This window comes from Aliidiomarina minuta (assembly GCF_003987145.1).
In the GTDB taxonomy this organism is placed as follows: Bacteria; Pseudomonadota; Gammaproteobacteria; order Enterobacterales; family Alteromonadaceae; genus Aliidiomarina; species Aliidiomarina minuta.
The window spans coordinates 160421-184417 of sequence record NZ_PIPL01000002.1 but is presented as its reverse complement, the minus strand read 5'-3'; the positions used below and the strand labels follow the sequence as shown (position 1 = coordinate 184417).

Genomic DNA, 23997 nt, shown 5'->3' with positions numbered 1-23997 from the left:
CATAAGAAAACTTACTGACGAGCCGCGCGTAAAGTATCAACGGCTTTGTCCAGTACACCATTAACGAAACGATGGCTGTCATCAGCACCAAAGGCTTTAGCCAGTTCGATAGCTTCGTTCATGACGACTTTATAAGGCACGTCAATACGCAGCTTAAGCTCATAAGCGGCAACCCGCAAAATGGCTCTTTCAATCTGATCCAGATCTGCAAAAGGACGGTCGGTAAATGGCGACAAGGCATTATCCAGTACTGAAGCCTGTGCGGCCACACCACGGACCAGATCCTGAAAATATTCAACATCTGTTTTAGCCACATCATTGTCGGTCAGAAATTCGGCTTCAATATCAGTGATACTGTTGTTCGATAACTGCCATGAATATATAGCCTGAATGGCAAGGCGACGAGCCTTGCGGCGTGCTGCTGGTTTCACTTGAATTCCTTACAACTGTTGCAGAACGTTAACCATCTCGAGTGCACTTAATGCGGCTTCCGAACCTTTGTTACCATGCTTGACGCCGGCTCGATCTATCGCCTGTTCGTCAGTATCGGTAGTAATAACGCCAAAGGCGACCGGAACCTCGCTTTGCATAGCTACCTGAGCCAACCCTGAGTTCGATTCACCAGCCACAAAATCAAAATGTGGCGTGCCCCCACGAATCACGGCGCCAATAGCAATAAGCGCATCATAGTCACCGCTGGCGGCCAGTTTTTTCGCGGTAATAGGAAGCTCATAAGCACCTGGTACCCGCACTATTGTTATGTCGTCAGAACTAACCTGACCAATACGCTGCAAGGTTTCTAACGCGCCTTCCAGAAGTCTTTCCACAATAAAGCTGTTAAAACGAGAAACAACAATAGCAAATTTCTTGCCTGGCGCTGCAACGCCCCCTTCAATGGTCTTCATGTGTTTATCCTACTGTAGCAGATTCAGCGTAAAGCCGACGACTATGAAAATGGCGCGCATTGTAGCATAAATAAGATTAACGCGCACGAAAGCGATAGAGCAACTCCTGACTCTCAGGATCTCTGATCACCAGTCCCAGATTATGGGCTTCAAACTGTTGTCGCGCAAAGTCATTATCCTCATAAGCAGGTAATAACACACGGCTGAATCCCCAGTTCTCTTCCAGCCAAAGCAATAAATCAGCAACAAAATCCGGACCTTGCTCGTGCTCCTGGCCCGCTTCATTCATCCAGAAAGTGACTTCCGCCTGATAAGAAGAGCCATCAAAGTCTGGCAACCCCCGACGGTTCTGCACCGGTGCAACAAACACAGCACCCATAATCTGCTCATGCTCGGAGTCACGAATAATATAACTGTAAGTAGCTCCGTTCACATGCTGTTCACGGTGATACTGTACGGTATCCTGATTCATTTCCCGGGATATTTTTGCCGTCGGCCAACCCCAGCCGAGCGTGCTCTCCAACATGGACTGTGAACTTTGATAAGCACTGTAATAAGCATAACTATGTCTTTCCTGTAACGGTTCAATAGACCAGACATTATGATAACTGTCAGCAGGCTGAATATCCTGCCAGGAAGCTGCAAGGGGATTTTGCCAGAATATTAGTAAGGTAACGCTGGTCATCAGTAATAGGCGCATCAGGTATTCTCCGGGTTTTTTCCTTGTGCGTGAAATACGCACGACTGTACCCGTTTAAGTTCCTCGTCTACTTCCCCCTCAATTGTTAATGCGGGGAGGATATCAACACAACGTCTGGCGTAATCCATCGCCACGGGGATAACCGGGACTTTGGCCTCTTTCGCCATGTGCAGGAAGCCCGTTTTCCATTTTTTTACTTTCTTACGAGTACCTTCTGGTGTAATAACCAGTACCAGCTCTTTATGTCTTTGAAAGGCTTCAACCATTTGCCCAACCGATCCGGCACTGGAGTTACGTTTGATCGGTATGCCGCCTACCCAGCGCAATAGCCGGTTAACAGGAAAGACAAAAAGAGAATCCTTGCCCAGAAAGGACAATCTCAAACGTAATTTAAACATTACGAACAAGCCCACAAAAAAATCCCAGTTAGAGGTATGCGGTGCGATCACAATAATTGCTTTGGGAACTTCCGGCAACTGACCATTAATTTGCCAGCCCCCCAACACCCGCATACCTAACTGTCCTATACCGCGCATCAAACCATTCCCTCTTCGCGGTAAGATTAAACTGTCCTGCTCTGCCATAAACTTAATTTGTGCGCTCTGCTAAAGCCTCGCGAATATCACGTAGCTTCTCTTTTACCCGACGCTGATTATCCGGGCCCATACGCAGCATTTGTTTTTGCGCCGCGGGCAATTCTTCCAATTCAGGATCCGCATACGTATACATCACGCGGTCATCGCTTAACGCCAGTAGCCCCTCGGGTTCAGGCGTTTCTAGTAGCAGTTCAATTGCCTGCATAACCTGGTCATGAAAGTTACTGTCTGGACGCGCTATTTCAGCATGGGCTTGCTCAAATAACGGCGAATAACGTTCAAAAGTATCCACCAGAACTGCCGTATCCATGTTCACAAACCAGTCGACCAGCTCGTCATATCGTGCATAACTGCGCTCATCAATATACAGCTGCTCGTCAATACGCTGAGTTTGAAAACGCGCGTCAGGCCCGCCAATAGTGGCACTTTCACGAATTACATCACCTTCACTCAGGTTCTTAACAAAAATCACCAGGTCACGAATAACATGGGAACTCCGTACCGGACGGGTATTAATATTCTGCTCTGAAAGTTCCGACAATAATGGCGAAGTGCTTTCGTTCAGGTCAGGTAATGGTTCCGCTTCTACCTCTTCTTCGCGCTCTGGCACCAGTACTTCGGGCGGTTCATCTGTTGGCTCCGCTTCACGCTCAGGCTCAGGTTCAGCACGGGGCTCTGTATCGACGTCAGGTTCTCGCTCTACTTGTTCACGAGCGTCTTCTACCACCGGTGTTTCAGGTGCAATCGGTGCCTGAGGTTCGTCCGCTTCGCGTAACCACAACCAGGCCAACACCGCTAGTATCAGAATAACTACAATAGCAATGACTATGCTAGTAGTCGCCCGACGTTGTTGCGCTGCGATTTCATCTTCATTTACTGCGTTACGTTGACTCATGCTTGGATCCTCAAATTACTACTGCTCTGCCCGACAAAACACCAGCTCGCCGGCTGATGATAACTTGTCGTCATACTGGTAACCTGCTTCATCAAATTTCTTCAATGCATCTAACGAAGCCGGTTTCTGCGTCAATATAAAACGCGCCATCATGCCACGCGCTTTTTTTGCATAAAAACTAATCACTTTAAGCTGACCGTTTTTAGTATCTTTGAAGACCGGAGTCACAATGTCAGCGTTTAAAGCTTTTTTATTGACGGCTTTAAAATACTCATTGGAAGCCAGGTTGATCAAAGTCTTTGACTTCAGCCCAGCTAAATCCTCATTTAACACTTCAGTAATGCGGTCTCCCCAAAACTGATACAGGTCTTTACCGCGCTGATTATCGAGTTTTGAGCCCATTTCTAAACGATACGGCTGCATTAAGTCTAGCGGTTTCAACACACCATACAAGCCAGACAAGATACGCATGTGCTTTTGGCCATATTGCAAATCATCATTTTCCAGATTTTGTGCATCCAGCCCGGTATAAACATCACCGTTAAATGCAAACACTGCCTGTTTGGCATTATCCTGCGTAAAAGGCCGCTCCCACTCACTAAAACGGGCGGCATTGAGGCCCGCCAGCTTATCGCTGATTTTCATTAACGAACCTAACTGCTGCGGCGATAATTCCCGGCAACGCTCTACCAGTAACTGAGCCTGATCCAACATGGACGGCTGGGTATAGGTGTCCGTTGGCGCAGGTGTTTCGTAATCCAGGTTTTTGGCCGGAGAAACCACAAATAACATCTGAAATCCTTCTACTTAAAATCGTCTGATTATTGCTTACTAATCATAGCTTTCATTATGAGTCTGAATACGGACCTATGGTTCCGTCAACTCCATCACTGTACCCTAGTTTTAGCCTTTTCGCAGCCATAAAAAAAGCTCCGTACGCCAGGCGCCGGAGCTTTTGTAAATGTGCAAAGGGTTACATCACGGGATCCTGATCCTCACCTTCTTTTTCAACTTCAGGTGGCATCAGGGATTCTCGGTTAATGCCCAGAGCAAGCATCAGGGAGCTACGCAGGAAGATAGATGAGTAAGTACCCACAATCACACCTGTCAACATCGCAATAGCAAAACCCTGTACCATCTGACCGCCAAAGAAAAGCAGCGTCAGTAGCACCATTAAGGTCGTTAATGAGGTCACCAAGGTCCGGCTCAGGGTCTGGCTCAGTGAAATATTAATAACGGCTTCCGGTAGCTCTTTGCGTAATTTACGGAAGTTTTCCCGTATCCTGTCCGAAACCACAATACTGTCATTCAGGGAGTAACCAATCACCGCCAGCAGTGCCGCCAGAATGGTCAGGTCAACCTGCAGCCTCAGAATAGAAAAGAGACCCAGTACCAGAATTATATCCTGCGCCAAACCAGCTACCGCACTCAACGCCATCCGCCACTCAAAGCGGAAAGAGACATAGATAAGGATACAGATAATGGCCACTATCATGGCCAGGCCACCTGCTTCCGCCAGCTCTTCGCCAACATTAGGCCCGACAAATTCAACCCGACGCATGTCCAGATTTTCATCCAGCTCGGTACGTAGCAGGTTAAACATATTGTTGCCTATGGACTCAGCATCGGCTTCGCCGCGCGGCGGAATACGAACTAGCACGTCCCGCGACGAGCCGAAGTTCTGTACCACTGCATCACCGTATTCACGGGCTTCTAACAGGCTGCGGATTTCAGCTAAATCTGCAGGCTCTGTGAAGCCCACTTCAATCAGCGTGCCCCCGGTAAAGTCCAGTCCCCAGTTCAGCTTATTGGTCATTAGCGTAGCCAACGACAACACAATGAGCACTGCGCTCAACCAGTTCGTCCACTTACGAATGGACATAAATTCAAGGGGACGATTTTCGTCTACTTTAGTCAGTTCAAACATTGCCTATCCCCTAAATTGACAGCTTCTTGAGTCGTTTGTTACGACCCCAGGCCAGGTTAACTATCATGCGTGTACCAATAATGGCGGTAAACATGGAGGTTGCGATACCTATGCCCAGCGTAATCGCAAAGCCTTTGATAGAACCCGTACCCACTGCAAAGAGTATGAAAGCTGCAATCAGTGTAGTGATGTTGGCATCCGCAATCGATGACAGAGCATTATCATAGCCCCTGGAAATCGCCTGCTGCGGACTTCGTCCATCCTTTAACTCTTCCCGTATGCGCTCAAATATAAGCACGTTGGCATCTACCGCCATACCTACAGTCAGCAGAATACCGGCCATACCAGGCATGGTTAAGGTAGCCCCTGGAATCATCGACATAACACCCACTATCATAATGAGGTTGGTTGCCAGTGCCATATTGGCGATCAGGCCAAACTTACGATAATAGATAGCCATGAAAATAAGAATCAGCACAAAACCGGCCAGAATAGCGGTCATACCTGAACGCACGTTCTCAGCCCCTAAACTCGGACCTACGGTACGCTCTTCGACAATCTGAATAGGTGCTATCAAAGCACCAGCGCGCAGCAATAGCGCTAGATTCTGGGCTTCCTGCATACCACCAACACCGGTAATACGGAAGCTAGAACCTAAACGCGCCTGAATGGTCGCTTCACTAACAACTTCTTCTACCCGTTCAAATTCAACGCTACCGTCTTCGGTTTGTTCACCCGTAGCAATGAATTCAATGAAAACAGTTGCCATAGGATCGCCAATGCGGTCACGGGTGGCCAGGGACATCATGCTACCACCCGCCGAATCGAGGCTGATAGAAACCTGAGGACGGTTATTCTCATCAAAACCGGCATTCGCATTAACTATATGGTCACCGGTCAGAATAACGCGGTTTTCAAGCAATACCTGTCCGCCACCACGTCGGTCATACAAACGGCTACCAAAAGGCACACGACCCTGCTGGGCGTCCCGTAAATCGTTTTCAGTATCGACAAAACGAAACTCCAGCGTCGCCGTAGCGCCCAGAATTTCTTTCGCACGAGCCGTGTCCTGAACACCTGGCAATTCAACTACGATGCGATCCTGACCCTGACGCTGAATCAGGGGTTCAGCAACACCCAGCTCATCGACCCGGTTACGCAAAATCGTAATATTCTGTGAAATCGCATTAGCCTGGGTTTCCTGCAAGTGCTGGTCCGTCATCGACAAACGCAGCTGATTAGTGTCAGCGCTGGTACTTGTTCGATAGCCTTCATAAGTATTGCGCAAGGCGCTGTTTGCAGCCTGCAGATCATCGCTATTACGCAATGTGACCAGAATATCAGAGCCGTCTTCCTCGACGCTCCGGTAGCGCACACCCTCTTCACGCAACTGACTACGAACTTCAGTAGCCATCTGCTCACGGATAGTATCTATGGCTTCGTCCATATTTACTTCCATCAGGAAATGCACACCGCCACGTAAATCAAGTCCCAGCTTCAGCGGTTCACCGCCGATGCTTGCCAGCCATGCTGGCTGCGCAGGAGCTAAGTTAAGCGCAACAATATAGTTTCGACCCAGTTCACTAGTCAGTATATCCTGGGCCCGCAACTGCTCGTCATCGCTATTCAGGCGTACCAGAATCTGATCGTTCTCAAGAGTTATACCTCGCGGTGCTAACCCTCCTGCATTTAAAGCACGCTCTACCTGTTCCAGCGTACTTGTGGTTACTTCACCACTGCGCGTTGCCGACACCTGAATCGCCGGGTCTTCACCATACAGATTAGGTAAGGCATATAAAGCACCGATGGCGATCACTAAGATCACCATCAGGTTTTTCCATAGAGGATATTTATTTAACACAAGTACGTCCTTCCAACTCAGGCGTTACAGAGTTTTAATAGTACCTTTTGGCAAGACGGCAGCCACCGAGCCTTTTTGTACTGTCATCTCTACGTTGTCAGCCACAGCCACAACCATAAAATCGTTATCTTCAGTTACTTTCACGATTTTGCCTACCAGGCCACCCTGAGTCAGGATTTCATCGCCTTTGCCCAGTGCCGTAACCAGGTTCTTATGCTCTTTTACCCGTTTTGCCTGTGGACGATAAATCATGAAGTAAAAGATCAGGCCAAACAGCACCAGCATAATGATCAGTGAAAAAGCTCCACCACCTTCAGCGCCGGCGTCCTGAGCGTGTGCATTGGCAATTAAAAAATCCATACAATGTTCCTCTTTGGTATAATTGGTATAAGTTCAGCAAAAAAGCATTAACCTGTTATTGGGCTAATCTACCGCTGAGACAAGCGTTTTTGTAAAATATCTTAAAAATAGCGCCGCATTGTACCTAAAGCCGCTACAAATCTAAACGTTCATGCGTCAAAACCCATCGCACGCAGCCGACGTCTGAGCCCAAGCTGGGATACTTCCAGTTGCCACATCATTTTTTCCAGGTCGCCCGCATGCTTTTCATAGCTGGCAATTAATTCTTCATCACTGATATCCGCGACCTGTCTCATCTCCGGGTGACGCTCAATGAGTTTGTACACCGAAGCTCGTGCAATGCCTAAATGATCAGCCGTGGCCTGTAAGTCAAAACGATGTTGGCGAAGTCCCTGAGCCAGCTCTTCACGGCTTACCTGACTGGGCTTTCTCTTCACCGAAACTTCAGACCCTTTATATTGCCCGCGGCTTTCAGCCACACCAGGAGTCTCCACCTGATTATGCAGCATATCGCGTAGCTGGGCATCCAGTCTTAACTGTTTTTGTCCTCGTCCATCAATAACCAGCTGTCGTGCGACATTACGTAACTGTCGAATATTGCCAGGCCAGTCACAGCTCAACAATACTGAAACAAGGTCTGGTGATAACCATGGGATGTCATCATCAGTAGGTAAGCGAACGGCGCCTTGCTGTTTCTCAACCTGCTCCCATTGCTGCAAAAAGAAATGTAGCAACAGGCAAGGAATATCTTCACAACGTTCTTTCAAGGGCGATAAAAATATCTGATAACTCGACAAACGATGCAGCAAGGGCAATTTAAAAGCATCGGTTTCACCCAGCTTTTCCAGGTTAGCATCCGTGGCCGCAATAATACGTACATCAACCTTTTCAGATTGATTCGCCCCCACCGGCATGACATCACCGGTCTCCAGTACACGCAATAACATGGTCTGCACTTCAACCGATGCCTCGCCGATTTCATCCAGAAACAGAGTGCCACCATTAGCTGCCTGAAAATAGCCCTGACGCTCCTGCACTGCGCCGGTATAAGAGCCTTTGCGCGCACCAAAGAGCTCTGCTGCCGCTAATGATTCCTGCAACGCAGCCAGATTAACACTAATAAAAGGCTTACCAACACGAGCGCTATTCTGATAAATAGCCTGAGCAACCAGCTCCTTGCCCGTTCCTGTCGCTCCACGGATCAATACAGGTTCATTAAGACCATCGACTTTACGAATACGTTCACGGACCGCTTCTATATCCTGACTTAAGCCCAGCAGCCCGTAACTATTGTTGTGCAATGCCGGCACAGGAATGTATTTAAGGATCAGTAACACCCGCTCACTCAGGCACAGCTGCACTCCCTGTTGCAGTTCTTTTTTGCCTACCAGCAGGCTGTCCTGCAGAGCTTTACCGTCTACCCGCACTGGAGCAGAATACTGCTGCCGCGACAGCTTTATCTGCATAGCTCCGCTACGTTCCAAAAGTAGCGATTTGCGGCTGATATGAGCAATGCTAAGGCCTTTGCCAAAGCTATCCTGGGGATTAATAAATTCTGGCCAGTGCCGACTTAGTTCCTGGCTGCCATGCTGCCACAAGCTGTCGAGCACTGCATATTCACCCAAGCGGTTCGCATCTGGATGACAGGCAATAATAAGCACAGGCAACAATATCGGTTCATCACCTAAAGCACTATCACCGCTCCAATTGGGGTAAAGTTGGGTTGGAGCGTCATACTCACTGTTCACCAGGCGGCTCCTTTTATTTTTGTGTCGAATGTAATAACTGACATAGTAAAACGTTAAGTAATTGGAAACCAGCCCATTTGCTGGCAGACTGGATTTATTTCAAGGTGCGGCCTAATTCATGTTCGACTGGTTCTATATTACTGATTTACTAGGTGTTGCAGTGTTTGCTATTGCAGGCACTTTGCTCGCTTTCCGCAAGCAAATGGATGGCTTTGGAGTTGTCGTGCTCGCTTCAGTCACAGCCATCGGAGGAGGAACAACCCGCGATGTAATACTGGACTTACCGGTATTCTGGTTGCATGACCCTACCTATTTTATCGTGATTCTTACAGCCGCCACTATTACTATCGTATGGCTTCGCTTCCGTGCCTACATTCCAGTCAACCGACTGCTGTTTGCCGATGCGCTGGGTATCGCCTTTTTTACCGTCTTGGGTGCCGAGAAGGCTCTCGAAGCCGGAGTCAGCGGCTTTACCGCTATCATTCTGGGTACCATGACAGCAGTTTTTGGCGGCATGATCCGGGATGTTCTTGCACGCGATATACCTATGGTGCTGAAAAGTGAGCTCTACGCCACTACGTGCATTGCCGGCGCCAGTGTTTTCGTTATTTTGTATCCGATACACGACACGCTGGCCATGATCGCTGCCTTAGTCACTACTTTCGGTTTACGGATGGGAGCCATTCGTTACAAATGGTCACTGCCGGTGTTCAGCGACCATCAGGAACCGAGATAATCTTATGTTAGGGGTAGGTACTGTCCTTCTGGTCGCCAGTCTCTATCTGTTGCTCCTTTTCAGTATTGCCTCACGGGGAGAACGAAATCCCCGCCATGGTCAGGCACGGCCCTGGCGTTACACGCTGGCACTAGGTGTGCACTGCACCACCTGGGCATTTTACGGCACCATTACTCAGGCTGCCTATTATGGTTGGTGGTTTGCCCCCACCTATGCAGGGGCTATTCTGGTGTTCATTGTCGCGCACCAACTGCAGATAAAATTGCTTCGCGTTGTTAAAGCACAAAACCTTACTTCCCTTGCTGACTTCATTGGTGCCCGCTACGGCAAGTCGCAGTCACTCGCGGCTATGGCAGCTATCATTTCATTGTTGGCACTGATCCCATATATAGCATTACAGCTGCGGGCTGTTACGGCCAGCTTCGCCGCTGTCACCGGTTTCGATGCCCAGCAATTGCCCTGGTTTAATGATGTGTCGACGCTGGTCGCCTTAACTATGATGGGATTTGCTATTTTATTCGGTGCTCGCCGATTAAGCCTGTCGGAACAACATCCGGGGTTAATGGACGCCATTGCTTTTGAATCCATCGTAAAGCTGGCTGCTTTTCTGCTCGTGGGTATTTTCTGCACCTATTTTTTATTTGATGGCGTGAATGACTTGTTTATTCAAGCCGCTTCATCGACAGATACCCGCATCATGTTAGAAGGGGTGCCCAATGGTACTTATGTTTATATCACCCATATGCTGCTGGGCGCTTTATCTATGTTTGTTTTACCGCGCCAGTTTCAGGTTATCTTTATTGAAAACAGCCATGAAAGCGAACTCCGCACCGCGCGCTGGGCATTTCCCCTGTACCTTTTTGCTATCAACTTTTTCATTTTACCCATCGCCCTTGCCGGCGGTCTTCTGGTTCCCGAGTTCAGTGGTACCGATACATTTATGCTGGCGCTACCCATTGCTGCAGAACAACCACTAATAAGCCTGATTGCCTTTATTGGTGGCTTAAGTGCCGCGACCAGCATGGTTATTATGGCAACTCTGGCACTCAGTATTATGATCGCAAATGATGTCATTACTCCGCTCCTGGTACGCAAAGAACAGGCCAAAAAGCCTCTGCTCACCCTGACATCCGATAAAATCCTGCTCATCCGTCGTATCACCATTGCCGCAATTATTGCACTGGCTTACGGCTACCATCAGCTGACTGAGGCTGGCTTACCACTGGTCAGTAATGGTTTAATCGCCATGGCGCTGCTGGTTCAGTTAGCCCCAGCTATGCTTGGCGGGTTGCTATGGAAAAGAGCCACTCACAGCGGTGTCATTGCTGGCCTTATCGCTGGCACTCTATGCTGGGTGATCTTCTTGTTACTACCCTCCTTACAGGAATCCGCGCCTTCCATCAGCGGCCAGCTGGAAGCCCGTTTAAGCAACGGCATACTGCTTAGCCTGGGAGTTAACCTGGCCCTTTATGTGCTGGTCTCTCTGCTCACCCGGCACAGCCCGCGTGAGCAAGTACAAAGTCTCAGCTTTACCGACCCCGAAGGCCATTACCATGAAGGCCCGCACCAGGCCCAGCTAACCTGGGGCCGTTTGCGCGAGCTATTAGCACGCTTTGTCGACCAGGATGATATTCAACAACTGGAAAAACGTCTCAACACACCATTATTAACCCAACCTGCCGATGAATGGGCGCCATCAGGTTTAATTGCACAAGTCGAACGCGAGCTGGCGGGTGCCATCGGCAGCGCCGCCAGTCGGCTGATGTTTGAAAGTCTGGAGCATCAACCTAACTTACCCATTGCACAGGTGGTCAACTGGGCAACCGAAGCCTCCCGGCTGTATAAATTTAATCGCGAACTGTTACAGGCATCGGTTGAAAATATCCCCCAGGGCATCAGCGTTATCGACGATAACCTGCGGCTGGTTGCCTGGAACCGCCGTTACCTGGAAATATTCAACTACCCGGACGGTTTTATCAGCGCTGGCATGCCAGTAGCTGACCTCTTGCGCTTTAACGCCGAGCGCGGTTTATTTGGCAACAAAGCGCAAAATGAGCTGCAGAAAGAGGTCGATAAACGCCTTGAGTACCTCAAACAAGGCAGCGCCTATCGTTATCAGCGGGCCCATGCTGACAGCATTATTGAGTTGCAGGGGAATCCCATGCCGGAAGGTGGTTTTGTAACCACCTATACCGATATAACTTTACTGGTCAGCGCACAGCAGGAGCTGCAACGTATTAATCAGGAGCTGGAAGCCAGAGTAGAAGAACGCACCCAGGCACTCAACCATGCAAAACTGGCTGCCGAAGACGCGCATCAAAGCAAAACCAAATTCTTCGCCGCAGCCAGTCACGACTTGATGCAGCCATTTAATGCCGCCACCCTGCTTTGTGACATGCTGGCACAGCAAATAGACAGTAGTCAGAAACAACTTCTCAATCAAATTCGACAGTCGCTCCATAATGCTGAAGAACTGCTTACTATGTTGCTGGAAATGACTAAACTGGAATCCGGTCACTTAAAAGCACAAATAGCCCCGCTGCCGCTACAGGATATCTTCAACAACCTGGATAGCACCTTCTCAGTCATGGCGGAAGATAAAGGACTGACGCTCAAAATTCGGCCCACCAGCGCAATCGTATTAAGTGACCGCCGGTTATTACAGCGTGTACTGCAAAATCTGCTTTCCAATGCTATTCGTTATACCCGCAATGGTCGTATCTTGTGTGGAGTGCGACGCCGAAAGGATCATATTCTGTTGCAAGTTATAGATACGGGGTCTGGTATCCCCGAAGATAAATTAGAAATCATCTTTGATGAATTTCAGCAGTTAGAGGATGATGGAGATAACCCTGGACTAGGACTTGGGTTGGCTATTGTAGACCGCATGACACGTCTGCTCGGTATTCCGGTTCATATTCAATCAAAGCTCGACCGGGGAACCTGCTTTTCGTTGCAAATAGCACTATATGACTGGGAGCTTAATACTCAACCCGAGAAGAGCATACGTGCACAAAACGAAGGCGACAAATTCCTGCAGGGAACACATATTATTACCGTAGATAACGATCCTCAGGTACTTAATGCCATCAGCCAGATTTTGCGTGAATGGGGAGCTGAAGTAAGCGCCGTCAGTTCGGTCGAACAAGCGACTGAAATTGAAAAAATAGCAGATTTACTGTTGGTCGATTATCATCTCGACCATAGTGAGACCGGCATCCAGGTAATTCAAAGGTTGCGTGAGCAATGGCAGAAAGCAATACCGGCTATTATTAATTCGGCCGATCACAGTGAAAAAATACGCGAGGCTGTCATTGCCGAGCAAGCCCACTTCATTCCTAAACCGGTAAAAACGGCAGCACTCCGACGCCTGCTAAAACGTTATCTGTAATTTTTCACTCTTCTTCAGCACGCAGCATCTGGCGGAATATAATGCCCGCCTGAGTGCGGTTAATAACACCCAATTTCCGCAAAATAGCAGACACATGCTGCTTAATGGTGGTTTCCTGAACATTGAGTTGATAGGCAATTTGTTTATTCAACAAACCATCAGCAATACATTGCAAAACCTTAAACTGTTGCGGTGTCAGCTGTTCCAGCTGACGTGCAAAATTCTGTTCCTCACTCTGTTTCTCACTCTGCTGCCCAGCCTTTACCGCATCCGTCAAGTGAGGAGGAATCCAGGTATCTCCAGCTAACACAGTTTCCACGGCCAGCTTTAGCGACTCCAGCGGCACAGACTTCGGAATATACGCACTGGCACCAAAATCCAGCGCGCGCTGGATAACATCCAGCTGTTCGTTCGCCGAAACCACTACCACCAGTACGTCAGGAAACTGATTGCGAATTGCAGTCAGTCCGGTCAAACCCTGATTACCTGGCATATTAAGATCCAGAAAAACTAACTCGACCTGAGGGGCTTCATGTAACAAACTTTCCAGTTGCGAAAAACTGGCAACTTCTAAAATCCCACTGTCCAGACTGCTGCTTAAAGCCTGGCGTAAGGCAGCCCGAAACAAAGGGTGATCATCAGCTATAATTGCTCGTGCCATTTTTTGCATCCCGTTAATTCCTGCCATCGTTTGTACCTTAAGCGGATAAAAAAAGCCACCTGCGCATAGCTGCAACAGGTGGCTAAACTAACACCAATAGCAATACGCGGAGTCAGTTAAAAACGATAACCTACAGTCAGAGATATCGTCCGTGGCGCACCGTAGTAGCCGACAATAGTATCTTCACCGCCGAGGCCTGCTCCAACCACGTTGCCATCAGCATCTCGTGGTGCAGCAAAGTTATAACCAGAAAGACGATGTTCTTTATCAAACAGATTTTTTATGTGCAGACCGGCGTTCCAATGGCCATCATCTGAGTACCAAACCAGACTGGTATTGGCCAGACTGTAGCCGCCCATATCGAGCATAGAAGGCACCTCGAAAATCTGTGTTGCACTGCGGTACGACAGGTTACCCGACCAAACCAGATCCCCCCAGGCTGAACGAAGCTCCTGAGTGAAACCCAGATTAGCGCTCCATTTTGGTGTATTTGCAAATGACCAGAGGTCCGAAACATCTTCTACCTGGCCAGTTTCCGGATTGAAAAAAGCCACCTCATCAAATTCTGCATCCACATAACCCACAGTTGCATTCAACGACAGGCTGTCAGTAACTGACAGGATTGACTCAATCTCAAACCCCTGAATAGTTGCATCTGCCGCATTCAGGACCTGCGAAGCAACCCCGGCGTCCACTGCCCGTTGCACGGTAACCTGCATATCCTGGTAGTCAGAATAAAACAGCGCCGCATTCAAGCGCACACGGCGGTCAAAGAGTTCGCTTTTCAAACCGACTTCGAAGGTGTCAACAATCTCAGGATCATACGGCTGGTCCGCATCCGGATTCAGGCTTTGATCCGCACGCATGTCGACCCCGCCAGATTTAAAACCATTGCTATAACTGGCGTAATACATGAGATCACGAGTAGCTTTATACTGCACGCTGGCATGCGGAGAGAATCGACTCCAGTCCGCTTGTGTTTCGAAGTCAGAGTTCACTGCCAACAGCGGAGCTTCGTCATCTGGGTATTTTATACCTGCATAGAGTGCGCGATAAACATTAGCGTCTTTATCATCCTGGGTATAACGTCCCCCCAGAGTTAAAGACCACTGGTCAGTAAATCGATAGGTACCCTGCCCAAACACAGCCTGACTTGAAGTATCAACACAGCCACTGTTTTCAACGGTAACCCCCAGGCCACCCAGAATGGTGCCAAAGAGTCCGCACGCTTCCCCTTCATAGAAATAAAGGCCACTGACGAAATCGAAGTTCATACTCCGGTAATTGAGCTGGAACTCCTGAGTGAACTGGTCATCCTCATAAATAGCGGGCACATTGAGCGTAGGCTCAGCAGTGGAATCAAAGTCAATATTAGTATCCGTATAACCTTCCCGATAAGCCGTTATTGAACGGACCGTCCAGCTTTCATCCAGCTCCCAGTCTACGGATAAAGACAAACCTTCGGTTTCTACCCGATTGCGCACAGGCATCGCAGTTTGCGAATCATAAACACTGTCCAGAGGTTCTTCTCCGGTTACCTGACTGGTGGTCAAACGGTAACCACCACGCGAATTGGAGCTGTCTTCGGTTTTATCGGCGGAAAAACGGAATGTCAGATCCTGAGTTGGTGTCCATTGGGCACTTACCCGACCGGTCATTAGTTCTTTGTTGTAATTATCATCGCCAGTATTAATAAATTCGCCGTAACCGTCCCGGTTCATCGTCGCAAAAGCAGCGCCAACATAAAAATCATCGGTTAGCGCAGTTTGTCCTGACACTTTAAGATCACGTTGATTATAGGAGCCAATAGCGCCCCGCACGCTCAGCTCGTTCATTCCTGACAGCGGCTTAGTGACGTATTTCATGGCGCCGCCAATGGTGTTCTTGCCGTATAGGGTCCCCTGGGGTCCTCGCAGGACTTCTACCCGTTCAACATCAAACACTTCCAATACCGCCCCCTGAGGGCGAGCGATATATACATCATCAATATATACACCGACACCAGGTTCAAAACCCCACAGCGGATCCTGCTGGCCTATACCGCGGATGTAGGCGGTTAAGGTTGAGTTTGTCCCCCGACTCACCTGCAAAGTCGTATTGGGTACCCGCTGTTGTAGTTCAGTAATATCATCCATGCCCACGCGCTGCATGTCGTCTTCACTGAAAGAACTTACGGCTACCGGCACTTCCTGCAGATTTTCGACCGAACGTCGCGCTGTTACCTGAATCCGCTCCAACCGTCCCTCGTCTTCAGCTTCAACTTCATCGTTTTGCTGTGCCAGGGCGGAAGTGCTTAGACCTGCGCACACCGCACTGACGGCGAGCGCACAGAGTGAGTGTTTAAAAGTCTGCTTTTTCATGTGTTGTTCCTCAAATTATTAGATGTCCAGATTCTGCTGTCTGGTACTCAATTAATTAGTCATGGCCAACACACTGTAGCGGAATGTTATCAGTTTGTGATCTGTACGATAGTACTATAGGGTCATTTTCAAGCTTGCCGCACAATGTAGTTCGGTGCTCTTAACGTCATGGCAGGACAGTTAATCACTTAATGCGCTTACGAGGTAATGCATGATAAGCATAATAGGACTGGTCGGTGGCCTGGTGTTGCTGATTGTAATGACACTGCGCGGATGGAATTTATTTATCAGCGCCCCTGTATGTGCCTTGCTGGTCGCTCTGACCAGTGGCATCCCGGTATTTCAGGGTGATATTAATTTTGTAGAAAACTACATGGACGGGTTTGCCAGCTTTGTCGCCGCCTGGTTCTTTATGTTCTTACTGGGCTCTATGTTCGGTAAATTCATGGAAGATACCGGGGCAGCTGACAGCGTGGCTGACTGGATTGTAAAACGTATTGGTATGAAAAACGCAGTTCTGGCAGTCGTCATGGCCTGCGCCATCTTAACTTACGGGGGCGTCAGTGTATTCGTGGTGGCCTTCTCGGTTTACCCAATGGCACTGAGCCTGTTTAAAGATGCTAACTTACCGCGCCGTTTTATACCCGCGGCACTGGCGTTTGGCTCTGTTACTTTCACTATGACCTCAGCCGGTTCGCCTGAAATTCAGAACTGGATACCTATCGCCTATTTAGGCACCTCACCTTATGCTGCCTGGGAAGTCAGCCTGGTGGTTGCTATTTTCATGGCGATTGTGGGCTACTGGTGGCTGCGCAAAATGATCCTGAAGGCAGTAGCCAGTGGTGAGCATTTTGAAGAAAGAGCAGGCGACCCAGTGCTGGTTAACCGCCGCCGTCCGCATCCGATAACAGGTATTATTCCGCTTTTTGTAGTGCTTGGATTGTCCTTCACCTTTCATCAACAGCTTCAGCAAATGGCATTGATAGTCGCTTTACTCGGTGGGGTACTCACCATTTGCATTATCAACTGGAAATTCTTTAACGATATCCAGAATGCCATGGGCGAAGCCACTACCGGGGCACTGATTGCGATAGGCAATACCGCTGCGGTAGTGGGTTTTGGCTCAGTCGCCAGGGTGACACCGGGTTTTGAAGCCGCCGTACTGGCGATGACCTCTATTCCGGGTAACGAGCTTGTGGGCGCTGCCATTGCCGTTAGCGTGATTGCCGGTTTAACAGGCTCTGCCTCTGGGGGCCAGGCCATTGCTCTGCCGGAAATCGGACCTCACTATCTGGACGCGGGAGTACATCCCGATGAGTTGCATCGTATTGTCTCCATCTCCTCAGGCGCCTTAGACTCCTTGCCTCATAACGGCTACGTAGTAACCACTATTCGCGCTATCTGTGGCGAAAAACACAGTGCGGCCTATGGGCCTGTAGCTTGTGTCACTGTGGTCGTGCCGCTGGTCGGCCTGGCGATGGCCATTGCTTTATTTAACCTGTTTTAGGAGACGATTATGCAAGCACTCATGATGGACACCCCTTTGCGTATTATCGACTTACTACGCCATGCCGCGACTAACTATCCGCAACAGCAAATTATCAGTCGGCGGCAGGAAGGCGATATTCACAGCACTACCTATGCCGCCACCTGGAAGCGCAGTGCGCAGCTTGCCCGTGCTCTACAGGACTTAGGCGTTCGCCAGGGCGACTGTATTGCCAGTCTGGCCTGGAACACCTACCGTCACGTCGAACTCTATTATGGTGTCAGCGGCTACGGTGCAGTGCTGCACACAGTGAATCCACGACTTTTCAGCGAACAGATTGAATATATTATTCAACACGCAGACGACAGCTATGTGTTTGTCGACCTTGATTTCGTAGGTATGCTTGAACACATAGCCCCCCAATTGCCTCACGTCAAAGGCTACATAGTGTTAACCGATCGTCAGCACATGCCAGAAACCAGCTTGCCTGACGTGCATTGTTATGAAGATTTAATTGCGGGGTACAGTGACACCTATGCCTGGCCAGAATTTGACGAAAACCAGGCGGCCCTGCTCTGCTATACATCGGGGACGACCGGCAATCCAAAAGGGGTTTTATATTCTCACCGGGCTATGGTCTTGCATGCCCAGGCGACCGTGTCTGAGAGTTTGCTTGGGCTGCGTAGCCACAGCGTACTTATGCCTATGGTTGCTATGTACCATGCTGGCGCCTGGGGTGCGCCTTATGCGGCACCCCTGGCGGGCTGCAAATTGGTCTTGCCCGGTAGTGGCATGCAGGGGGATGCGGTCTGGGAGTTAATACGCGAGCATAAGGTGGATATCGGCCTTGGCGTACCCACCGTTTGGTTAACATTGCACAATTACCTGCAGAATAAAGGGATTACTGATGTTCCGTTGCAAAGAGTCTGTGTTGGCGGTGCTGCCTCGCCTATGGGGTTGGTGAGGGCTTACCATGAATATTATAACGTGTACTGGCAACCTATCTGGGGCATGACAGAAACCGGACCTCTGGCAACCTCTACCCCACCAACAGCGGATATCATGGCACTGCCTCTGGAACAGCGTTTTGAATTGCAAACCACAGCCGGCCGCGCCGCTTTTGGTGTCGAAATGGACATTTTCGATGCTGAAAATCAGCCACTGCCTCATGATGGTGAAAGCAGTGGTGAACTTCGCGTACGGGGTCCCTGGATTTGCAGTCAGTACTTCAAGCACGAAGACCTGAGCTCTTTTCCTGATGGCTGGCTTGCCACTGGTGACATTGCCGTGATCAACCCACAAGGCTACATGCGCGTTGTCGATCGCAAAAAAGATGTCATAAAAAGCGGCGGTGAATGGATAAGTTCGCTGGAAATCGAAGACCTTGCCAGCCAGCATCCTATGGTTAACGAAAGCTGTGTCATTGGTGTGAAGCATCCCAAGTGGGATGAACGCCCTCTGCTACTGATAATTACCAACCCCGGCTATGAAGCCGATAAGCAAAGTCTGTATGACTTTCTCAAAGGCAAAATTGCCAAATGGTGGACCCCCGATGACATTATATTTGTCGACCAGTTACCCCACACTGGCACCGGCAAATTACTCAAAAATAAGCTCCGTGATCAGTACATCAACTATTTAATCGAGCAAGGAAAAACAACATGACTATCAACTTGAAAAGCGGCTTAACCGCAGGACTTATGTTGCTCTTCATGAGCTTTTCTCTCCATGCAGAATGGGTAGAAAAACGCAGCTTCACCACCCAGGATTTCGAGTTATTTAATGGTCAGACACTGGCCGAGGTTAAAGTTGGCTGGCAAGCCTACGGTGAACTTAACGAAGCGCGGGACAATGTCATTTTAATCACCCATTTCTTTTCCGGTAACAGCCATGTCGCCGGTCAGTACGAAGCCGACGGAGCTATTGGTTACTGGGACGCTATTGTAGGTCCGGGAAAAGCTATCGACACTGACCGATTCTACGTCATTAGTGTCGACACTCTGGTCAATCAGGAACCGCATAATCCTAAAGTTATCACTACGGGGCCTGCCACAATAAACCCAGAAACCAACGCGCCCTATGGGCTGGACTTCCCTGTTGTCACCATTCGTGATTTTGTCAATGTACAGAAAGCACTGCTGGATGAGCTGGGCATTGAAAACCTGCATGCAGTAATTGGCGCTTCCATGGGCTCCTTGCAGGCCATTGACTGGGCGGCCGCCTACCCGGAAAAAGTGGAACGTATGGTGTCTGTTATTGGCATGGCCCAGGCCGACCCCTGGACAGTGCTCAATTTGCAGCAATGGGCTGAGCCGATTCTGGCCGACCCCAACTGGAATAAAGGTGACTATTATGACGCCGAAACACCACTTAATGGCTTGCAACAAGCGCTGATGCAAATCAGTTTGCAGGCCATGCACCCGGATATTATCAACGCTACTTTCCCTGATCACGAGACCCTGGCTGAAGGGCCTCTGCACAATATACAGAGCTATCACAGTGAGGTGAACTGGTTGCGCGAACGGGCGGCAGAGCGCGCGCTATATGCGGATGCTAACCATGTTCTCTATCTGGTACGTGCCAATCAGTTATTTATCGCTGGTATGCAAGAAGACTTGCGTAGCGGGCTGGAACCTATTCAAGCCCGAAGCCTTTTCATGCCGGCCACTAATGACCTGCTATTGCGACCGGCAATGGCACGCAAAGCTCATGAGCTGTTGCAGGAATTAGGTAAAGAGAGTCAATATCTGGAAATTGAAGGGAGTTGGGGACATCTGGATGGCATCATGAGCATTGAAAGCCGGGCACAGGAGCTGAAAGAATTCCTGCAATAAATATCGACTGTTAACTAAAGCAATGTCCGCTTCTGAACATGCGGACATTGCTCCACTATTTGCTGCTTGACCTCTACCTGATTAACCTCGCCCTAAATGGCCACGAATCGCATCACGCAAACGGTTTTCCAATGCTTCCCGAGCGCTGTCCTGCAGGTTCTCAACTTCCTCGTCAAGCAGGTTCTGCAGCGCACCTTCACGGTTTTCCGCCAGTTCGCGCCACTCATTCACCTGATCCAGGCGTGGCTGCACATCCGTTAACGCTGCATCCACTTCACTCTGTAAACGAGCCCGGACTTCAGCCATGCGCTCATCAGCAGCTTCCTGCATAACCCCACTGAAAGCCGCCGACAGTTGATTATCCAAATCTGAACTCAGACTCAGTCGCGGCGAACCCATTCGACCCCGTATGCCAACATCCATATCAAAAGACTGAATCTGGCTTAACGCATCATTCATCATACGAACCCAGGTTCGGTCGCCTTCAGCACTCAGTCCGACTTCGCTGAGCTGAATGCCGCCACCGCCACTAAAAGCACCTTCAGATAAAGAAATACGGCCTTCACTATTGAGCATGGCTCCCGTCATACGGGCTGTCAGATCAGATTGTTCAAGCAAAGTCTGTGCTGCCAGTTCAGCGCCCTGTAGTGACCACTCCTGATTACCACTGAATTCGATCGCTTCATCAATAAAGAAGTCGCCATCAGCACTCAGGCTTTGCCAGTAAGGACTGGCACTGGCCGCTACCCGATAGGTTGTTGATTCGCCTAATCGTTCATGCTGCCAGGTAATATTGTCCCAACGTATATCCAGGCTGGTTTCAGCAAAGGTGATTTCCGTATGAGCCAGGTCGATCAAAAAGCTGGGGCGATTCTCGCGGTCAAAGTCTATGTAACGACCTTCCCAGCGGCTGGGCTGCTCTTCATCTTCGGCAAACTGCTGCAGCATAGGGCCGACAAAATCGTAGGCGATCAGAATATAATCTGTCCATTGCTGAACCTGAGGACCAAAAAATATGCCGGTCAGATCACTAAGAGCATCACTGTCCATTGCCAGCAAGCGGCTGACCCTCTGAATATCATCGGTCGGTGCCTGGCGCAGGTTGTCCAAATCACTGCGCAACTGCGATTGCGCTTCATCTACACTATCGCGAAACGCCACCGCGGCATCGCGATCAGAGCGGATATCATCTCGCAGCTGCGTTAGCTCCTGTCGTGCCAGTTCAAAATCTTCCAGGCTGCGAGGGCGTTTTTCACGTAACTCGCGCAGCCGCTCTTCATATTCCTGCACACGCTCTGAGCTGGGCAAATCGTCCCGTCTGTTACTGACCTCATCCCGTGTTGTCCGGGTGCGTTCAGTAACTTCATCTACGACCTGGGGAGTACGTATCTCACTACGTGCCAGTAATTCGTCTGTAGACGGTAAGCTGATATCCAAATCAGCGATGCGCTCGCGCCAGCCTGGCCCATCACGCTCGGCTTCACGCTCAGCAATATAGTCCGTCCGAACCCGGCCCGGGCTGTCCCGTTCGACGCCCATAGCAATTCCAGTCGCTGTCAGCTCATGGATATGAATACGCCCGACTATAGCTTCGCCCAGACTCATGCCAAAACTAATGCGATCTGCTTGTAAGCGATTAAGCTCTGGAGTATCCGGATCGGTAAATTGCACATCGCGCAATTCAATCGCAAAAGGCGACCAACGCAGATCCAGCTCATTAATATTAACTTCAGCACCATTCGCCCGAGTCAAACCAGTACCCAACCCCCAACGCAATAAGGGTTCAGTAAATAACAACACAATAGCAACCAGGCCGCCTACAATGGCGACGAAGGTAATAAGGCCGGGCCAGCGAATAATCTTATTCATAGCGAGGTCCCCCGACGAAAACCATCCACACGCTGGTAAATGCCGTAGAACTTACTGCCCTTCAGGCCCTGCACAATTTTCAGCTTCACAAACCAGGCCTTAACCCGCGTACGATAGTTAACCACCAGATAATAACTGGCATACAGCCATAGAGGGGAAATCAGCAACGCAAAGACCAGGCTGCCTAAAGTAATAGTGTGATTAAACTGGAACAAACGGGCGACCGGCATTTCATAGAGGCTGTACCACAGTGGCGCCAGTGCTTCCGCCTGCAACAAAGACTCGCCGATATAATCAGCGATAGGATCAAACAGATAAGCCAGGCCAGAGAAGAATAAGAAAGCCAGTAAAAAACCGGCAAAATTAATTCTCAGGGAAAGCGCCAAAAACAGAATAATTAAATTATGCAGGCTGATTAAAGGCGTTAACCCCATAATCATACCCAGCACAAAAGCCCAGGCTATTGCCCAGGGTCCTGCTTCAGAATTTAGCGCTTTTAAAAAGCGCGCCAGCATTGTCAGCATGATCCTTCCCTTATTATTGCTTCGCCCCCAGCTCTTTAGCCAGGGTTTCCGTTTGTTGTGCTTCAGCCGCTTTCTGAGCCTGCCAGCCTTGCATATTTTCCAGCAATAGCTGGGTCATCATTTCTATGTGAGCTGCATCCGCATTCAGACACTCAATGTACTGATAATCTTCACCGCCACTTTCCATAAAGTATTCACGGTTCTCTTCACCAATTTCTTCAATGGTCTCCAGACAGTCGGAGGAAAATCCAGGGCAGACCATCTGTACTGACTTCACGCCTTTGCCAGGCAAGCTTTTCAGGGTTTCATCGGTGTAGGGCTGTAACCAGGGTTCACGACCAAAACGCGACTGAAAAGTTGTCATGTACTCATCTTTAGCTAAATTCAGATATTCTGCAACCAGCCGGGTCGTTTTATAACATTCGCAATGGTAGGGGTCGCCTTTAAGCAGATACTTCTTGGGTACTCCATGATAAGAGAACATCAGCTTATCGGTGCGCCCGTGCTTGTCCCAATGCGCCTTTATTTTCTCAGCCACAGCTGCAATATAAGCCGGGTAATCATGGTAATGACTGATAAAACGAAAATCTGGTAGCCAGCGGCGTTGAGTAAAGTCATCAGCTATGGCATCAAAAGTAGAACCGCTGGTTGAACCTGAATACTGAGGATACAGAGGCAACACCGCTAATTTACGTACGCCAGCCTGCATCAGACGCTCAATGGCATCGCTTACCGCGGGTTTACCATAACGCATTGCGTAGTCTACCACTACGTCATCACCGTAATGTTTATGCAAACTTTCCGCTAAGGCTTCACACTGAGCCTGGGTATGAAAAGCCAGCGGCGAGCCCTTGTCTGTCCACACGGTTTTATATGCCGCGGCCGAACGCGCAGGACGTATACGCAGTATCACTCCATGCAGGATGATACGCCACAACAAACGGGGTACTTCTACGACTCTGGGATCGCTCAGAAACTGCGCCAGATAAGTCCGTAATGCCTTTGCTGTAGGGGCTTGTGGAGTGCCCAGATTGGTAATCAATACCCCGATTTTACCGACTTCACTATGCTTGAAATCATCTCTGCCCTGATACTTCATTATTCTGTTGTCCTTTTAATGAAATGTGCGCCATTATACTGGTTA

At 49.4% G+C, this 23997-nt stretch carries 20 protein-coding genes; 5 read left to right on the top strand and 15 right to left on the bottom strand.

What is annotated here, in order from left to right; translation table 11 throughout:
• Positions 1-11: 11 nt before the first annotated feature.
• From nusB to CWE09_RS11060, 10 genes are all read right to left on the bottom strand, one after another.
• Positions 12-431 (bottom strand): transcription antitermination factor NusB, encoded by a 420-nt coding sequence (gene nusB / locus CWE09_RS11105; RefSeq protein ID WP_126804114.1) that lies wholly within the window; start codon positions 429-431, stop codon positions 12-14.
• A gap of 9 nt (positions 432-440) precedes the next feature.
• Positions 441-905, bottom strand: a complete 465-nt coding sequence (gene ribH, locus CWE09_RS11100; RefSeq protein WP_126804113.1) for a 6,7-dimethyl-8-ribityllumazine synthase — start codon at positions 903-905, stop codon at positions 441-443.
• 76 nt (positions 906-981) lie between these two features.
• Positions 982-1605: a hypothetical protein gene (locus tag CWE09_RS11095; RefSeq protein ID WP_126804112.1), complete on the bottom strand. Its 624-nt coding sequence runs from the start codon at positions 1603-1605 to the stop codon at positions 982-984.
• A complete protein-coding gene (locus tag CWE09_RS11090) occupies positions 1605-2141 on the bottom strand; it encodes a lysophospholipid acyltransferase family protein (RefSeq protein WP_241974362.1) in 537 nt (178 codons plus the stop codon). Before CWE09_RS11090 ends, CWE09_RS11095 begins: the two co-directional genes overlap by 1 nt.
• A 52-nt stretch (positions 2142-2193) precedes the next feature.
• Complete coding sequence (locus CWE09_RS11085; protein WP_126804111.1) at positions 2194-3096, bottom strand: DUF3014 domain-containing protein; 903 nt, start codon at positions 3094-3096, stop codon at positions 2194-2196.
• 18 nt (positions 3097-3114) lie between these two features.
• The gene (gene yaaA / locus CWE09_RS11080) at positions 3115-3888 is read right to left on the bottom strand and encodes a peroxide stress protein YaaA (RefSeq protein ID WP_126804110.1); all 774 of its coding nucleotides are present in this window, start codon (positions 3886-3888) and stop codon (positions 3115-3117) included.
• Between the two features lie 181 nt (positions 3889-4069).
• Positions 4070-5023: a protein translocase subunit SecF gene (secF, locus tag CWE09_RS11075; protein ID WP_126804109.1), complete on the bottom strand. Its 954-nt coding sequence runs from the start codon at positions 5021-5023 to the stop codon at positions 4070-4072.
• Between the two features lie 10 nt (positions 5024-5033).
• The gene (secD, locus tag CWE09_RS11070) at positions 5034-6884 is read right to left on the bottom strand and encodes a protein translocase subunit SecD (protein ID WP_126804108.1); all 1851 of its coding nucleotides are present in this window, start codon (positions 6882-6884) and stop codon (positions 5034-5036) included.
• A 24-nt stretch (positions 6885-6908) separates the two neighbouring features.
• Positions 6909-7244 (bottom strand): preprotein translocase subunit YajC, encoded by a 336-nt coding sequence (gene yajC / locus CWE09_RS11065; RefSeq protein ID WP_126804107.1) that lies wholly within the window; start codon positions 7242-7244, stop codon positions 6909-6911.
• Between the two features lie 149 nt (positions 7245-7393).
• Positions 7394-8992 carry a sigma 54-interacting transcriptional regulator gene (locus CWE09_RS11060; RefSeq protein ID WP_126804106.1) on the bottom strand — a complete coding sequence of 533 codons (1599 nt, stop codon included), beginning with the start codon at positions 8990-8992 and terminating at the stop codon, positions 7394-7396.
• A gap of 118 nt (positions 8993-9110) precedes the next feature.
• Between CWE09_RS11060 and CWE09_RS11055 the strand changes: the two genes are divergently transcribed.
• Both CWE09_RS11055 and CWE09_RS11050 read left to right on the top strand, forming a co-directional pair.
• Entirely contained in the window at positions 9111-9728 is a 618-nt protein-coding gene (locus CWE09_RS11055; protein WP_126804105.1) for a trimeric intracellular cation channel family protein, read from the top strand.
• Positions 9729-9732: 4 nt separating this feature from the next.
• Complete coding sequence (locus CWE09_RS11050) at positions 9733-13119, top strand: PAS domain-containing hybrid sensor histidine kinase/response regulator (RefSeq protein ID WP_126804104.1); 3387 nt, start codon at positions 9733-9735, stop codon at positions 13117-13119.
• A 4-nt stretch (positions 13120-13123) separates the two neighbouring features.
• Here the strand turns inward: CWE09_RS11050 and CWE09_RS11045 are convergent, their stop codons facing one another.
• Both CWE09_RS11045 and CWE09_RS11040 read right to left on the bottom strand, forming a co-directional pair.
• Positions 13124-13780, bottom strand: a complete 657-nt coding sequence (locus tag CWE09_RS11045; RefSeq protein ID WP_126804103.1) for a response regulator — start codon at positions 13778-13780, stop codon at positions 13124-13126.
• 116 nt (positions 13781-13896) lie between these two features.
• Entirely contained in the window at positions 13897-16140 is a 2244-nt protein-coding gene (locus CWE09_RS11040) for a TonB-dependent receptor (RefSeq protein ID WP_126804102.1), read from the bottom strand.
• Between the two features lie 211 nt (positions 16141-16351).
• On the opposite strand from CWE09_RS11040, the gene CWE09_RS11035 reads away from it, so the two are divergent.
• The 3 genes from CWE09_RS11035 to CWE09_RS11025 are packed head-to-tail and all read left to right on the top strand — an operon-like array spanning position 16352 to position 20460.
• Positions 16352-17647 carry a GntP family permease gene (locus CWE09_RS11035; RefSeq protein WP_126804101.1) on the top strand — a complete coding sequence of 432 codons (1296 nt, stop codon included), beginning with the start codon at positions 16352-16354 and terminating at the stop codon, positions 17645-17647.
• Between the two features lie 9 nt (positions 17648-17656).
• Positions 17657-19291, top strand: coding sequence for a long-chain fatty acid--CoA ligase (locus tag CWE09_RS11030; protein WP_126804100.1), 1635 nt, complete (start codon positions 17657-17659; stop codon positions 19289-19291).
• On the top strand, positions 19288-20460 hold the full coding sequence (locus CWE09_RS11025) for an E22 family MetX-like putative esterase (protein ID WP_126804099.1): 1173 nt from the start codon (positions 19288-19290) through the stop codon (positions 20458-20460). Before CWE09_RS11030 ends, CWE09_RS11025 begins: the two co-directional genes overlap by 4 nt.
• An 81-nt stretch (positions 20461-20541) precedes the next feature.
• Here CWE09_RS11025 and CWE09_RS11020 read toward each other — a convergent pair whose 3' ends face one another.
• From CWE09_RS11020 to hemH, 3 genes are read right to left on the bottom strand one after another with little or no spacing between them, the layout of a single operon-like run.
• Positions 20542-22329 carry a TIGR03545 family protein gene (locus CWE09_RS11020; protein WP_126804098.1) on the bottom strand — a complete coding sequence of 596 codons (1788 nt, stop codon included), beginning with the start codon at positions 22327-22329 and terminating at the stop codon, positions 20542-20544.
• Positions 22326-22853 (bottom strand): TIGR03546 family protein, encoded by a 528-nt coding sequence (locus CWE09_RS11015; RefSeq protein ID WP_198679764.1) that lies wholly within the window; start codon positions 22851-22853, stop codon positions 22326-22328. Before CWE09_RS11015 ends, CWE09_RS11020 begins: the two co-directional genes overlap by 4 nt.
• Positions 22854-22866: 13 nt before the next feature.
• A complete protein-coding gene (gene hemH / locus CWE09_RS11010) occupies positions 22867-23952 on the bottom strand; it encodes a ferrochelatase (protein ID WP_126804097.1) in 1086 nt (361 codons plus the stop codon).
• Between the last annotated feature and the right edge of the window lie 45 nt (positions 23953-23997).

Excerpts from the sequence above, each read along its gene's own strand:
- CWE09_RS11050 (WP_126804104.1), top strand. The coding sequence starts at position 9,733 with ATGTTAGGGGTAGGTACTGTCCTTCTGGTCGCCAGTCTCTATCTGTTG.
- yajC (WP_126804107.1), bottom strand. The coding sequence starts at position 7,244 with ATGGATTTTTTAATTGCCAATGCACACGCTCAGGACGCCGGCGCTGAA.
- CWE09_RS11020 (WP_126804098.1), bottom strand. The coding sequence starts at position 22,329 with ATGAATAAGATTATTCGCTGGCCCGGCCTTATTACCTTCGTCGCCATT.
- CWE09_RS11035 (WP_126804101.1), top strand. The coding sequence starts at position 16,352 with ATGATAAGCATAATAGGACTGGTCGGTGGCCTGGTGTTGCTGATTGTA.
- CWE09_RS11025 (WP_126804099.1), top strand. The coding sequence starts at position 19,288 with ATGACTATCAACTTGAAAAGCGGCTTAACCGCAGGACTTATGTTGCTC.
- yaaA (WP_126804110.1), bottom strand. The coding sequence starts at position 3,888 with ATGTTATTTGTGGTTTCTCCGGCCAAAAACCTGGATTACGAAACACCT.
- CWE09_RS11085 (WP_126804111.1), bottom strand. The coding sequence starts at position 3,096 with ATGAGTCAACGTAACGCAGTAAATGAAGATGAAATCGCAGCGCAACAA.
- ribH (WP_126804113.1), bottom strand. The coding sequence starts at position 905 with ATGAAGACCATTGAAGGGGGCGTTGCAGCGCCAGGCAAGAAATTTGCT.
- CWE09_RS11040 (WP_126804102.1), bottom strand. The coding sequence starts at position 16,140 with ATGAAAAAGCAGACTTTTAAACACTCACTCTGTGCGCTCGCCGTCAGT.
- hemH (WP_126804097.1), bottom strand. The coding sequence starts at position 23,952 with ATGAAGTATCAGGGCAGAGATGATTTCAAGCATAGTGAAGTCGGTAAA.
- CWE09_RS11090 (WP_241974362.1), bottom strand. The coding sequence starts at position 2,141 with ATGCGCGGTATAGGACAGTTAGGTATGCGGGTGTTGGGGGGCTGGCAA.
- CWE09_RS11015 (WP_198679764.1), bottom strand. The coding sequence starts at position 22,853 with ATGCTGACAATGCTGGCGCGCTTTTTAAAAGCGCTAAATTCTGAAGCA.
- CWE09_RS11045 (WP_126804103.1), bottom strand. The coding sequence starts at position 13,780 with ATGGCACGAGCAATTATAGCTGATGATCACCCTTTGTTTCGGGCTGCC.
- CWE09_RS11095 (WP_126804112.1), bottom strand. The coding sequence starts at position 1,605 with ATGCGCCTATTACTGATGACCAGCGTTACCTTACTAATATTCTGGCAA.
- CWE09_RS11030 (WP_126804100.1), top strand. The coding sequence starts at position 17,657 with ATGCAAGCACTCATGATGGACACCCCTTTGCGTATTATCGACTTACTA.
- secF (WP_126804109.1), bottom strand. The coding sequence starts at position 5,023 with ATGTTTGAACTGACTAAAGTAGACGAAAATCGTCCCCTTGAATTTATG.
- CWE09_RS11055 (WP_126804105.1), top strand. The coding sequence starts at position 9,111 with ATGTTCGACTGGTTCTATATTACTGATTTACTAGGTGTTGCAGTGTTT.